Below are 12,313 nucleotides of genomic sequence, written 5' to 3' on the forward strand. Positions count from 1 at the left end.
CCGGCGGGCGCGCCGGGGGCCGCCCGGGGCTCAGGCCCCGGCGTCCTTGGGGGCCGAGGTCTGCCGGGCGGCCTCCACGCGCGCGAGGGCGGCGTCGACGACCCCGTCCTCCTTGGCCTTGTTGGCCCCGCCCTGACTCTTCACGATCGTCACGATGAGCCCGATGAAGAACACGGCCATCACTACCGGGGGCACGAGCGCGGAGACGTAGTCCATGCCCCCAGAGTAGCTAGCCCGCCGCGAGTTGCTGCGGCGGGTCGGCCGGAGGAGGCCCGGGCTTGCGCCGCGGCGGGAAGACCTCGCCCGGGGTGGGGACGGGCCGGTCCGGGCGCGGCGTCCGGGGCTGCTCTCCCGGCGCGGGCCTGCGGTCGGGCTCCTCGGCGGCGCGGCCGCCCGGCAGGGCCAGCAGCCGGGTGCGGGACGCCGGGACCGGGGCGACCGCGCGGCCCGCGAGCCGGGCGCGCACGTCCTGCTCGGCGAGGACCCGGCAGCGTTCCAGGAGGACCGCCGCCACGGGGTTGCCGCGCAGCGCGCGGAGCGCGGCGAGGTCGTCGGGGTTCGGCCGGTAGCCGGAGGCGAGGACCTCCTCCAGGAGGGCGAAGTATCCGGCGGCGGTGCCCGGCAGCGCGGCCCGGTAGCGGGTCAGGTCGGCCAGCAGGAAGGCCCGGAGCCTGGTCCCCTCGTGGGCCGCCTCGTCGATGGACTCGGCGAGGCGGAGGCAGTCCTGGACGTCCTCGGCCGAGACGGGGCTGGGTTGCAGGGCGAGGGCGAGGGCACGGCGGAGCACACGCAGCTCCTCCGCGCCGAACGCCATGCCGCCGTGGGATCCATAGGGCGTGGGCATGAAAGTGACGATACGCACCGAATGTGAAGAATCAGAAGAATGTAATTCTTGTGGCGCGGCTCGGGCCCGCCCTTCGGACCAGGAAGATCCGGAGAACGGGCCCGCGGGGTCAGATCACGCGCCTCCTTGCGCTCAGCGTGCCGCCCGGCGGCGCAGGCCGAGGAACAGTCCGGCGCCGAGGAGCAGGGCCAGCACCGACGCTGCTGCGGCGAGCGCCGTCGCGGGGCTCGCTCCGGTCGCGGCCAGGGGCCCGTTCCCGGTGCCTCCCGTGGCCGTACCGGCGCCGGAACCCTGCGCCCCGCCGGAGGCCGCGGACGTACCGCCCGAGCCCGTGGAGCCCGCCGTACCGCCCGTACCACCCGAGCCGCCCGTGCTACCCGAGCCGCCCGTCGCACCGCCGCTGCCCGAGGCGTGGCCCGCGGCGACGACGACGACGGGCGCGGTGTTGTTGTCCGGGTCGGGGTCGCTCTTCCACCGGTCCGCCTTGACCCTGCCCGGCTTCAGCGCGGCCGGATCGAGGACGCGCAGTTCGAAGGTCCAGGTCGACTGCTGGCCGGGGTCGATCCAGCCGTCGTTGCGGTCGAACTTGACGCACTCGTAGTCCACGGCACCGTTCTTGGCCGTGAACTTGACGCAGCCCTCGGGAACGGCGACCGCCTCCGTCCCGGCCGGAAGGACGACGTGGGCCGTGAACGTGGAGTCCTCGCCGGGTTCGCTGCCGCCCCACGCCCGGGTGCCGGCGGGCCCGTTGTTGCGGATGCCGACCGTGACCGCCACCGGGTCGCCCGGCTTCTTCTGCCGTGTGGAGGCTCCCAGCGCCTGCCAGTCCATGGTGTTGTCGACGTCGAAGCCAAGCCGCCCTTGCTCCTGCGGCGTGCCCGGGGGCGCCGAGGCGGGCCGGGGCGTCGGCTTCAGCTCACGGCCGGTGCCGCGGTGGTGCGGCTGGCCGTTCCACACGGGCTCCGCGCTCCCGTACGAGACCGACACCTCGCCGTCCAGCACGGCGGTGTCGACGGTCATCGAACCCAGGTCCAGGTCGTACGATCCGTCGACGGCGAACGGACCCTCGAAGTCGCAGAAGACCGTGCCGCCGCCGTTCGCGGTGCCGTGGGACGTCGAGTACTCGCAGTTGCTGAATTCCTCGTCGGGCGTCAGGCCCGAGTAGTACATGCCCAGACCCGTGGTGTTCTGCGCGTCGGCACCGTAGTTGGTGAACCCGCTCGTCACCTTCAGGGAGGTTCCCGGCTTCACCTTCTGGCTGCCGGGCGTCCGCTCCAGGCGGTCGAGGACCACGCCCGCGTCGGGAACCGTCACCTTGATCGTCCGCGTCGCGAGCTGCACTCCGTGCGATGCCAGGGTCACGCGGATCTCGCCCGAGGCGCCGACCGCCGCGTTCTTCGCCCGCCGCAGATCGAGCGAGTAGGCGCGGCTCCCACGGGACGGGAGGATTCCGTCGGATGCGCAGACCCTGACGGGGTTCGCGGGCTTCCCGCTCGCGCACGCCGTCACATCGGCGACGCCCTTGAGCGACGCGGCATCGACGGTGAGCTGGTAGGAGTCGAGCGTCGTCGTCCCTGTGTTGCGCACCCACACGTTCATCGGAAGTCCGTAGGACGGATGCGGGAAGGCCTGCGCGGTCGCCGGAGCGTCCAGCTCCACGTGGGTGCCGGCCGGCGCGGGCGCCCCAGCCGCCGATCCGGTGGACAGGCCCGTCAGGGCCGTCGCCGCGGCGAGGGCGCACACGGCCGACCGGGCCCATCTCCTGCCGGCCGTTCTGGCCGCAGCCGGAACCGATCTCATCCGAACTCCTCTGGTGGTCCAGGGCCCCGGGACACCCCGAAGGCACCCACGATGACCATGAACCCGACCAGAAGGTTGTATGAACTCCGGTTGTACGAAGGCTCCGTGAATCCGGCTCTCGTGAGTCCGGACCCTGTCGCCCTAGGTGCGCGAGACGTTCCGCTCGTACACCAGGCGCAGCCCGATCAGCGTCAGCCACGGCTCGTGCTCGTCGATCACCGAGGACTCGCCGAGGACCATCGGGGCCAGTCCGCCGGTCGCGATGACGGTCACGTCCTCGGGGTCGCCGGCGAGCTCGCGCGCCATCCGGGTCACGACCCCGTCGACCTGGCCCGCGAACCCGTAGATGATGCCGGACTGCATCGCCTCGACGGTGTTCTTGCCGATCACCGCGCGGGGCCGGGCCACCTCGATCTTCCGCAGCTGCGCGCCCTTGACGCCGAGCGCCTCGACGGAGATCTCGATGCCGGGGGCGATGACACCGCCGACGTACTCGCCGCGCGCGCTGACCGCGTCGAAGGTCGTCGCCGTACCGAAGTCGACGACGATCGCCGGTCCCCCGTAGAGCTCGACGGCCGCGACGGCGTTGATGATCCGGTCGGCGCCGACCTCCTTGGGGTTGTCCGTGAGGATCGGCACGCCCGTCTTGACGCCCGGCTCGACGAGGACGGCGGGGACATCGCCGTAGTAGCGCCGCGTCACCTCGCGCAGCTCGTGCAGCACCGACGGCACGGTCGCGCAGATCGCGATGCCGTCGATGCCGTCGCCGAGTTCCTCGCCGAGCAGCGGGTGCATGCCCATGAGGCCCTGGAGCAGCACGGCGAGTTCGTCGGCGGTGCGGCGCGAGTCGGTGGAGATGCGCCAGTGCTCGACGATCTCCTCCCCGTCGAAGAGGCCCAGGACCGTGTGCGTGTTGCCTACGTCGATGGTCAGCAGCATGGCCGGGGTTACTCCGCCGCTCGCAGGTCGAGGCCGATGTCGAGGATCGGGGCGGAGTGCGTGAGCGCGCCCACCGCCAGGAAGTCGACGCCCGTCTTCGCGTAGGCCCCGGCGTTGGCGAGGGTGAGCCGGCCGGAGGCCTCCAGCAGGGCCCGGCCCGCGACGACGGCGACCGCCTCCTCGCACTCCGCTGGCGTGAAGTTGTCCAGAAGGATCAGGTCGGCGCCCGCGTCCACGACGTCGCGGAGCTGGTGCAGGGTGTCGACCTCGACCTCGACCGGGACCTCGGGGAACATCTCCCGTACGGCCTTGAAGGCCTCGGCCACCCCGCCGGCGGCGACCACGTGGTTGTCCTTGACCAGCGCCGCGTCGGACAGCGACATGCGGTGGTTGACGCCGCCGCCGCAGCGCACCGCGAACTTCTCCAGGGAGCGCAGGCCCGGCGTGGTCTTGCGGGTGTCCCGCACCTTCGCCTCGGTGCCCTCCAGGGCGTCCGCCCACGCGCGCGTGGCGGTCGCGATGCCGGACAGGCGGCACAGGAGGTTGAGGGCGCTGCGTTCGGCCGTCAGCAGGTCGCGGGTGCGCGTGGTGACGCTGAGCAGCTTCTGCCCGGCCTCGACGGTGTCGCCGTCCTCGACGTGCCGCTCGACCTCGAACTCGTCGGTGCAGACGACGGACAGGACGGCCTCGGCGACGCGCAGGCCCGCGACGACGCCCGCGTCCCGGGCGGTGAAGTCCGCCGTGGAGACGGCGTCCTCGGGGATGGTCGCGACCGTCGTCACGTCCACGCCGTGGTCGAGGTCCTCCTGGATCGCCACGTTCGCGATGTCCTCGACCTCCAGCGGGTCGAGGCCGGCGTCGGCCAGGAGCTGGGCGAGAGCGGGATCGAGGCCGCACTCCATGTACGCCTCGTCCATGTCTGCGTCGCAGCCGCAGCCGTCGCCGCAGCCGCCGCTCTCGGCGAGGGGAAGGTCGTGGGTGCTCACTTCGGTCACTGCTCCTGGGGACGGGACGGGGGCGCCGTGTGGGGCTGCCGGGATGTCGGGGGGAAGTCTGCGGTATCGGTGGTGCGGACGGCGAGGGTCCGGTCGGGATTCAGCCGTACGACGATGTGGCGGCGCCACTGCTCGTCGTCCCGGTCGGCGTGGTCCTCGCGCCAGTGGCAGCCCCGGGTCTCCTCGCGCAGGAGGGCGGCGGCGACCAAAACGCGGGCCACGCACAGCAGGTTGGTGGCCTCCCAGGTGTCGACGCCCGGCTCGGAGGTCTTGCCGTTCTCGTCGAGGGCGTCCCGGGCGTCGGTGTGCAGCCGCTGGAGCTGCTCGGCCGCGGTCTGGAGGGACGCGGCGGAACGCAGCACTCCGGCGCCGCCCGTCATGATCCGCTGGATCGCGAAGCGGGCCTCGGGGGCGAGCAGCGGGTGCGCGGGGGTCTCGGGGTGCGGGACGGGCTGGGGCACGCGCGCGTGCAGGCCGTCCCCGGCGTGGCTCGCCACGATGTCGGCGGCGATGCGCTCGGCGTAGACGAGGCCTTCCAGCAGGGAGTTGGAGGCGAGCCGGTTGGCGCCGTGGACGCCCGTGCAGGCGACCTCACCGCACGCGTACAGACCGGGGACCGTGGTGCGGCCACGGGCGTCGGTGCGGACGCCGCCGGAGGCGTAGTGGGCGGCCGGGGCGACCGGGACGGGCTCGGTCACCGGGTCGATGCCGTTGGCCCGGCAGGCGGCGAGGATCGTGGGGAAGCGGTGCTCCCACATCTCGGCGCCGAAGTGCCGGGCGTCGAGGAACATGTGCTCGGCGTCCTGCTCCTGCATGCGGCGCGTGATGCCCTTGGCGACGATGTCCCGGGGCGCCAGCTCGGCCAGCTCGTGCTGTCCCAGCATGAAGCGCACGCCGTCGGCGTCGACCAGGTGGGCGCCCTCGCCGCGTACCGCCTCGGAGACCAGGGGCTGCTGGCCCTCCGCGTCGGGGCCGAGGAAGAGCACGGTCGGGTGGAACTGGACGAATTCGAGGTCGGAGACCTCGGCGCCGGCGCGCAGCGCGAGGGCCACGCCGTCGCCCGTGGAGACGGACGGGTTGGTGGTCGCGGAGTACACCTGGCCCATGCCGCCGGTCGCGAGGACCACGGCGGGGGCGTGCACGGCGCCCACGCCGTCGTGCTGGCCCTCTCCCATGACGTGCAGGGTCACACCCGCGGTGCGGCCCTCGGCGTCCGTCAGGAGGTCCAGGACGAGCGCGTTCTCGACCGTGCGCAGTCCGCGCGCGCGGACCGCCTCGACGAGGGCCCGGGAGATCTCGGCGCCGGTCGCGTCGCCGCCCGCGTGCGCGATGCGGCGGCGGTGGTGACCGCCCTCGCGGGTGAGTTCGAGGTCGCCCTCGGACGACTCGTCGAAGTGGGCGCCGGTCGCGATGAGCCGGCGTACCGCGTCGGGGCCCTCGGTGACGAGGATGCGCACGGCCTCCTCGTCGCACAGGCCCACGCCCGCGACGAGGGTGTCGTCGAGGTGCTGCTCGGGGGTGTCGCCCTCGCCGAGCGCGGCGGCGATGCCGCCCTGGGCCCAGCGCGTGGAACCGTCGTCCAGGCGGGCCTTGGTGACGACGACGGTCCGCAGCCCCTCGGCCTCGCAGCGCAGGGCCGCGGTGAGCCCGGCGACGCCGGAGCCGACGACCACGACGTCCGCGGTCAGGGCCCAGCCGGGGGCGGGCGCGTGCAGGCGTATGCCGGTGCCAGTGGCGGTGTCTGAACCTGTGCCTTTGCCGGTCACGAGGCCGCTCCGAAGGTGAGGGGGATGTTGTCGATCAGCCGGGTCGTCCCGACCCGGGCGGCGACGGCGAGGACCGCGTCGCCGGTGTGGTCGTCCGGGATCTCCGTGAAGTCGCCGGGGTCGACGAGCGCGAGATAGTCCAGGACCAGGGGCGGCTTCATCCGGGCCGCCTCGTCCAGGACCAGCCGGGCCGCCGAGCGGACGCCGCCGGGCCAGCCGGGGACGGCCTTGGCGACGGCGTGCGCGTCGGCCGCGGCCCGGGACTCGCCCAGGGCGCTGAGGGCCTCGGCACGCGCGTGCGTGGCGGGCACTTCGAGGGCCCGCGCGCGCAGCGCCTCCTGGGCGGCGTGACGGTCACGGCCGGCGAACAGGGCCTGGGAGAGGGCGAGCGCGGTGCGCCGCTCCTCGGCCGAGAGGTAGCGGTTGCGGCTGGAGAGGGCGAGGCCGTCGTCCTCGCGCACGGTGGGGACGCCGGTGATCTCGACGCCGAAGTTCAGGTCGCGTGCCATGCGCCGGATCAGGGCCAGCTGCTGGGCGTCCTTCTGGCCGAACAGGGCCACGTCCGGGCGGGTCAGGTGCAGCAGCTTGGCGACGACGGTGAGCATGCCGTCGAAGTGGCCGGGCCGCACGGAGCCCTCCAGGCGCTCGCCCATGGGTCCCGCGGAGATCCGGACCTGGGGCTCGCCGCCGGGGTAGACCTCGTCGACGGAGGGGGCGAACACGACGTCCGCGCCCGCCTGTTCGGCGATCTTCAGGTCGGCGTCGAGGGTGCGCGGGTAGCGGTCGAGGTCCTCGCCCCGGCCGAACTGGAGGGGGTTCACGAAGACGGTGACGACCACCTCGCCCGTGTCTCCCGCGATCTCGCGGGCGGCGCGGATCAAGGTGGCGTGGCCCTCGTGGAGGGCGCCCATGGTCATCACGACGGCTCTGCGGCCGGTGCGGGCGCGCGCGGACAGTTCGCCGGCGGTGCGCATCAGGGCGGTGGTCATCGGGTGTCTCCCTCGGTCCCCTGGGGCGCGTCCGTCCCGGCGGCGAGCACTCCCAGGAGGTCCTCGGCGAGTTCGGGCTTGAGCAATCCGTGCGCGAGCGCCCGGTCGGCGGTCGCGCGGGCCATCGCCAGATAGCCGGCGACGGTCTCCGGGGCGTGCCGGCGCAGTTCGGCGACGTGCGCGGCGACCGTGCCCGCGTCCCCGCGCGCGACGGGTCCGGTCAGGGCCGCGTCACCGGACCTCAGGGCGTTGTCCAGAGCGGCGCCGAGGAGCGGTCCGAGCATGCGGTCGGGGGCCTCGACACCGGCGGTGCGCAGCAGTTCCATCGACTCGGCGACCAGGGTCACCAGGTGGTTGGCGCCGAGCGCGAGGGCCGCGTGGTACAACGGCCGTGACTCCTCGGCGATCCACTCGGGCTCGCCGCCCATCTCGATCACCAGGGCCTCGGCGGCCAGCCGCAGCTGCTCGGGGGCGGTGACCCCGAAGGAGCAGCCGGCGAGCCGCTGGACGTCGACGGCGCTGCCGGTGAACGTCATCGCGGGGTGCAGGGCCAGCGGCAGCGCGCCCGCGCGGAGGGCCGGCTCCAGCACGCGCGCGCCGTAGCGTCCGGAGGTGTGCACCAGCAGTTGTCCCGGCCGGACGGCGCCGGTCTCGGCGAGCCCCTCCACGAGCCCGGGGAGCGCGTCGTCGGGCACGGTCAGCAGCACGAGGTCGGCGCGCTGGAGCACCTCCGCCGGGGACACCATCGGCACGTCGGGCAGGAGCTGCGCGGCCCGTCGGCGGGAGGCGTCGGAGACGCCGGAGACGGCCACCGGGCGGTGTCCGGCGAGCTGGAGCGCGGCGGCGAGCGCGGGTCCGACACGGCCTGCGCCGACGACACCGACGGTCAGCCGCGCTGGGCGGTCCTTGGGCTCTGGCTGGGGATGTGTACTCACTCGACGGCGGCCTTCCGTTCCAGTCCGCTCGGGGTACCGGACGATTTCTCGTCATGTTAACGCGATTGGCCGGAGGGCTGTTCGGCCATCCACAGGCTGTGGGTTCCCGCGCGCCGCCGCGGCGCCCGCGAGCCGACCGCCGGAGCGGGATTTCCGCAGGTCACCGGCGGGCCGAATTCGGGATGCCCGACAGGCCCGGCTCGGGACATGATCCTGGGATGAGTGATAGCGATACGGCGGCACGAGGCGGAGCGGAACCTGCGGAGCGGGGCGGGACTGAACCCACGACGGAGCGGGGCGGAGCCGATCCTGCGGAGCAGGGCGGTGAGGGAGCGGCGGAGCAGGGCGGTGCGGGGGCGGCGGAGCTGTCTCCCAAGGAGCGGTTCGAGCGGCGCGCGGTGGCCTGGAAGGCGGCCGGGCGGGTGCTGTGGCGGCCCAGCCACCAGCAGACGCTGCGCGAGCGTCTGGACTGGCTGAGCGAGGGCGCCGGTGCCGTGTGCGACCTGGACCAGCGGATCGACATGTACGGCGACGGCGTCGTCGAGACCCTGGAGGAACGGGTCGCCGGACTGCTGGGCACGGAGGCGGCGGTCTTCTTCCCGACGGGGACCATGGCGCAGCAGGTGGTCCTGCGCTGCTGGGCGGGCCGGACCGGCGACCCGACCGTGGCCCTGCACGGCCTCAGTCACCCCGAGGTCCATGAACGGCAGGCGTTCAGCCAGGTCAGCGGGCTGCGTCCGGTCCGTCTGACGAACGAGCCCCGGATGCCCACGGCCGAGGAGGTACGCGACTTCCCCGAACCGTTCGGCGCCCTGCTGCTGGAACTGCCGCTCAGGGACGCCGGTTTCGTCCTGCCCACCTGGGAGGAGCTCACCGAGGTGGTGGAGGCGGCCAGGGAGCGCGACGCCGTGGTGCACATCGACGGGGCCCGGCTGTGGGAGTGCACCCCGCACTTCGGCCGCTCCCTGGAGGAGATCGCCGGCCTCGCGGACAGCGTGTACGTCTCGTTCTACAAGTCGCTCGGCGGGTTCGGCGGTGCGGCCGTCGCGGGACCGAGGACGCTCGTGGACGAGGCGAAGACCTGGCGGCACCGGTACGGCGGCATGATCATCCAGCAGTTCCCGACGGTCCTGTCGGCGCTGATCGGCCTGGAGCGGGAGCTGCCCCGGCTGCCGGACTACGTCGCCCACGCGCGCGTGGTGGCCGGCGCGCTGCGCGAGGGCTTCACCGAGGCGGGGGTCCCCTGGGTCCGGGTCCACCCGGAGGAGCCGCACACCCACCAGTTCCAGGTCTGGCTGCCCTACGAGCCCGACGTCCTCTCGGACGCGGCCCTGCGGCAGGTCGAGGAGACGGGGACGGGCCTGTTCGCCCAGGGCTGGAACCGGGGCGGCCCGGGACTCGCGTACACCGAGGTCACGGTGGCGGAGCCGGGCCTGGAGTGGACGGCGGACGACGTGAAGGCGGCGGCCCGCGCGTTCGTGGAGCGGCTGCCGGAGCGGATCACCGGGTAGCGAGGGGCCCCCGCGGCGTCTCAGTGGACCGGCCGCCGGTGCGTGCCGTGCAGCCACCGGCTCAGGGCGCCGCGCAGCCGGCCGCGGGCCGGATGTCCGGCCAGGACGGCCCGGAACCGCCGGTAGTCGCGCAGTTCCCGGGCCGTCTCCCAGTCGTGGCTGCCGGGGGCGGGCGGAGCGGCTTCCGCGTGCTGCGAGGCCCGGTAGCTGTCCAGGAGGTACTGCTGGGTGACGCTCATGGCCGACCGCCTCTCGGGAGAGGGATGGGATCCGAGGGCCCCGCGCGGACCGCCCCGGTCGTCCCAGGTTGCGCCTGACCACAGCGGCTGTCCCGTCGATTGACGGCCGCCGTCAATCGACGGCGGCCGCTGTCGGTGGCGGGGTGCACCATGGGGGCATGAGCGTGCGCATCGACATCGACGGGCTGCGGCCGGAGCGGACGGCCGTCGTGCCCTCGCCGCTGGCCGAGCTGGGGATGGCGCTGCACGCGCTGGCGGAGCCGGGACACCACCCCGGGCTCCAGGGCTGGGCGACGGGGGTGACGGCCGGGCTCGACCCGCATCTCGCGGACCGGATGTGCGAGGCGGACTTCCTGTGGCGCACGACGTTCTCGGACCTGTTCCTGCCGTGCGCGGGTGTTCCCGGCGGCCCCTCGCTGCCCGGCGCGACGCTCGCCGAGGACCTGGACCTGCTGGACAAGCTCACGGACGAGCAGTTCGTGGACGCGGCCCTGGAGTTCACCTGCGCGCTCGCGTACGGCACCGAGGGGCCGCACGCCCTCGCCGACCCCGAGGTGCGGCGGCGGGCCGTGGACCTGGCCGCCTCCCGGGGACCCCAGCAGACCCGGTTCACCGAGCGGCTGCTGGCGGACCCGCCGGGGGTGCGGGCGTGGCTGCGCCAGTTCCTGGAGGACTGCGACGAGGCCTTCTTCGCCGAGACCTGGTCCCGGCTGCGCCACCCGCTCGCCGCGGAGGCCCGCCACAAGACGGATCTGCTCCGGCACAAGGGCCTGTCCGAGGCGCTGGCCTCCGTCTCCTCCGCCCTGTCCCTGGACGAGACGGCGCGGATCATCACGGTGGACAAGCTCACCGAGGGAAGCACGGTCACGGCCGGCGGCGGTCTCCTCCTCGTCCCCACCAGCCTCGGCCGTCCGCACCTGATGGTGCTGCACCGGTACGGATGGCAGCCGGTGCTGCACTATCCGGTCAGCTCCCCCGAGCTCTCCGCCCCGCCTTCCGTGGAACAGCTCACGCTGCGGATGAGCGCCCTGTCCCATCCGGTCCGGATGCGTATCTGCCGTCATCTGGCGCGCAGCGCGTACACCACGGGCGAGCTGGCGCAGGTGCACGGCATGACCGCGCCGGAGATATCCCGGCACCTGAGTGTGCTCAAGAAGGCGGGGCTGATCACCACGAGGCGGCGCGGCCGGTATGTGCTGCATCAGCTCGACGTCACCGTGGTGGCCCGGCTGGGCAGCGACTTCCTGGAGGGACTCCTGCGCTGACGGCGCCGGGTCGGCCCGGGCGCCTTCAGCCCGTGAGCGGTGTGGCTTCAGTCCGGTGGGTGGGTCGGGGCCGTGCCGGTGCATCAGCCCGTCGCCGTCGGGTGAGGAGTGGGCGTCGGTGGCGACCGGCATCGATGTACCGGCACGGCCCCTCGCGTTGTATCCCGGCTGCGGGTCCGTCCACATTTCGGCTCCGGCCGGCGAATTTCAGCCCCTCCGGCGTTTGAGGAGCAGGGGTCCGGGGGCGGCGGGTCGGGTAGGGGCGGAGGGGGCGAGAACCTGTCCGGACCCGAGGTGGGGCCGCCTTCGGCCTGCGGGTCAGTCGAAGCGGATGTGGCGCACGCTCGTCCGTGCCCGGCGCAGGCGTCCGCGCAGGGCACCGTCCCGGTTCGGCGTCAGGGTCAGCCCCGCGAGGACCGCGATCCGCTCGGCGGTCCTGGCGACCGTCGTGTCGTCGGTCCACAGGTGTTCGGCGAACTCGGGCTCGCGCAGCCGCTCCAGGCAGCGGTCGAGCTGCCCCACGGCCCAGCTCTCGCGCCGCAACGGGACGTCCTTCCCGGCGACATGGCGCACGACGTGCCCCAGGCCGCGCTCGCGCAGCCGCCGCAGGACGGTCCCGGGTTCGGCCAGCAGCGTGAAGTGCCGTACGTCGTGGCCCAGTTCACGCAGCCGCCCGACCGTCTCCCCGAAGTACACGGGGTCCGTGACCGTCATCGGGGCGATGACGACACCGTCCCGCTCGCCGAGCGCGAGGTCGAGCACCTCGACCACGCCCTGCCGCCAGGACGCCAAGTCCTGGAAATCGCCGCGGAGTTCGGGCGGAAGCATGCGATGGAGACCGAAGCCGGCATGTTCCGGATCGCAGATGACGCTGCCGGGCAGCCGGCGCCGGATCTCGTGCGCGGTCTGTGTCTTGCCGCCCCCGAAGGGCCCGTTGATCCACAGAAGCATGCGCAGACCCTAGTGCGCGCCGGTCACGTCCCGGTCACGCGACCGCGCCGGCCTCCGGTCGCGGGGCGTGGGCCGTGGT

At 73.7% G+C, this 12,313-nt stretch carries 12 protein-coding genes; 2 read left to right on the forward strand and 10 right to left on the reverse strand.

Translation table 11 applies throughout. The features are described from left to right. Positions 1 to 30: 30 nt before the first annotated feature. The 8 genes from ACZ4AA_RS26540 to ACZ4AA_RS26575 all read right to left on the reverse strand — a co-directional run bounded on the left by ACZ4AA_RS26540 (position 31) and on the right by ACZ4AA_RS26575 (position 8,268). Complete coding sequence (locus tag ACZ4AA_RS26540; protein WP_467607900.1) at positions 31 to 216, reverse strand: hypothetical protein; 186 nt, start codon at positions 214 to 216, stop codon at positions 31 to 33. Positions 217 to 229: 13 nt separating this feature from the next. Next, positions 230 to 814 carry a hypothetical protein gene (locus tag ACZ4AA_RS26545; protein WP_467608301.1) on the reverse strand — a complete coding sequence of 195 codons (585 nt, stop codon included), beginning with the start codon at positions 812 to 814 and terminating at the stop codon, positions 230 to 232. 162 nt (positions 815 to 976) lie between these two features. After that, positions 977 to 2,644 carry a hypothetical protein gene (locus ACZ4AA_RS26550; protein WP_467607904.1) on the reverse strand — a complete coding sequence of 556 codons (1,668 nt, stop codon included), beginning with the start codon at positions 2,642 to 2,644 and terminating at the stop codon, positions 977 to 979. Between the two features lie 141 nt (positions 2,645 to 2,785). Next, on the reverse strand, positions 2,786 to 3,583 hold the full coding sequence (locus ACZ4AA_RS26555) for a type III pantothenate kinase (protein WP_467607907.1): 798 nt from the start codon (positions 3,581 to 3,583) through the stop codon (positions 2,786 to 2,788). Positions 3,584 to 3,591: 8 nt separating this feature from the next. Further along, positions 3,592 to 4,569 carry a carboxylating nicotinate-nucleotide diphosphorylase gene (gene nadC / locus ACZ4AA_RS26560; RefSeq protein WP_467607910.1) on the reverse strand — a complete coding sequence of 326 codons (978 nt, stop codon included), beginning with the start codon at positions 4,567 to 4,569 and terminating at the stop codon, positions 3,592 to 3,594. Positions 4,570 to 4,574: 5 nt separating this feature from the next. Further along, positions 4,575 to 6,344: an L-aspartate oxidase gene (locus ACZ4AA_RS26565; RefSeq protein ID WP_467607913.1), complete on the reverse strand. Its 1,770-nt coding sequence runs from the start codon at positions 6,342 to 6,344 to the stop codon at positions 4,575 to 4,577. Next, positions 6,341 to 7,333, reverse strand: coding sequence for a pantoate--beta-alanine ligase (gene panC / locus ACZ4AA_RS26570; protein WP_467607916.1), 993 nt, complete (start codon positions 7,331 to 7,333; stop codon positions 6,341 to 6,343). Before panC ends, ACZ4AA_RS26565 begins: the two co-directional genes overlap by 4 nt. Next, positions 7,330 to 8,268 (reverse strand): Rossmann-like and DUF2520 domain-containing protein, encoded by a 939-nt coding sequence (locus ACZ4AA_RS26575; protein ID WP_467607920.1) that lies wholly within the window; start codon positions 8,266 to 8,268, stop codon positions 7,330 to 7,332. Before ACZ4AA_RS26575 ends, panC begins: the two co-directional genes overlap by 4 nt. Before the next feature lie 218 nt (positions 8,269 to 8,486). On the opposite strand from ACZ4AA_RS26575, the gene ACZ4AA_RS26580 reads away from it, so the two are divergent. Further along, on the forward strand, positions 8,487 to 9,779 hold the full coding sequence (locus ACZ4AA_RS26580; protein ID WP_467607924.1) for a threonine aldolase family protein: 1,293 nt from the start codon (positions 8,487 to 8,489) through the stop codon (positions 9,777 to 9,779). 20 nt (positions 9,780 to 9,799) lie between these two features. On the opposite strand, the gene ACZ4AA_RS26585 is transcribed toward ACZ4AA_RS26580, so the two are convergent. Further along, positions 9,800 to 10,018, reverse strand: a complete 219-nt coding sequence (locus ACZ4AA_RS26585; protein ID WP_467607929.1) for a hypothetical protein — start codon at positions 10,016 to 10,018, stop codon at positions 9,800 to 9,802. 158 nt (positions 10,019 to 10,176) lie between these two features. Between ACZ4AA_RS26585 and ACZ4AA_RS26590 the strand changes: the two genes are divergently transcribed. Beyond that, entirely contained in the window at positions 10,177 to 11,283 is a 1,107-nt protein-coding gene (locus ACZ4AA_RS26590; RefSeq protein ID WP_467607932.1) for a DUF5937 family protein, read from the forward strand. A gap of 318 nt (positions 11,284 to 11,601) precedes the next feature. Here the strand turns inward: ACZ4AA_RS26590 and ACZ4AA_RS26595 are convergent, their stop codons facing one another. After that, the gene (locus ACZ4AA_RS26595; RefSeq protein ID WP_467607937.1) at positions 11,602 to 12,234 is read right to left on the reverse strand and encodes an AAA family ATPase; all 633 of its coding nucleotides are present in this window, start codon (positions 12,232 to 12,234) and stop codon (positions 11,602 to 11,604) included. Positions 12,235 to 12,313: the final 79 nt, after the last annotated feature.

This window comes from Streptomyces sp. NPDC024698, from assembly GCF_055559015.1.

Bases quoted from the DNA above. Each gene is read 5' to 3' on its own strand.
- ACZ4AA_RS26555 (WP_467607907.1), bottom strand. From the start codon at position 3,583: ATGCTGCTGACCATCGACGTAGGCAACACGCACACGGTCCTGGGCCTC.
- panC (WP_467607916.1), bottom strand. From the start codon at position 7,333: ATGACCACCGCCCTGATGCGCACCGCCGGCGAACTGTCCGCGCGCGCC.
- ACZ4AA_RS26585 (WP_467607929.1), bottom strand. From the start codon at position 10,018: ATGAGCGTCACCCAGCAGTACCTCCTGGACAGCTACCGGGCCTCGCAG.
- ACZ4AA_RS26540 (WP_467607900.1), bottom strand. From the start codon at position 216: ATGGACTACGTCTCCGCGCTCGTGCCCCCGGTAGTGATGGCCGTGTTC.
- ACZ4AA_RS26545 (WP_467608301.1), bottom strand. From the start codon at position 814: ATGGCGTTCGGCGCGGAGGAGCTGCGTGTGCTCCGCCGTGCCCTCGCC.
- ACZ4AA_RS26595 (WP_467607937.1), bottom strand. From the start codon at position 12,234: ATGCTTCTGTGGATCAACGGGCCCTTCGGGGGCGGCAAGACACAGACC.
- ACZ4AA_RS26550 (WP_467607904.1), bottom strand. From the start codon at position 2,644: ATGAGATCGGTTCCGGCTGCGGCCAGAACGGCCGGCAGGAGATGGGCC.
- ACZ4AA_RS26590 (WP_467607932.1), top strand. From the start codon at position 10,177: ATGAGCGTGCGCATCGACATCGACGGGCTGCGGCCGGAGCGGACGGCC.
- ACZ4AA_RS26580 (WP_467607924.1), top strand. From the start codon at position 8,487: ATGAGTGATAGCGATACGGCGGCACGAGGCGGAGCGGAACCTGCGGAG.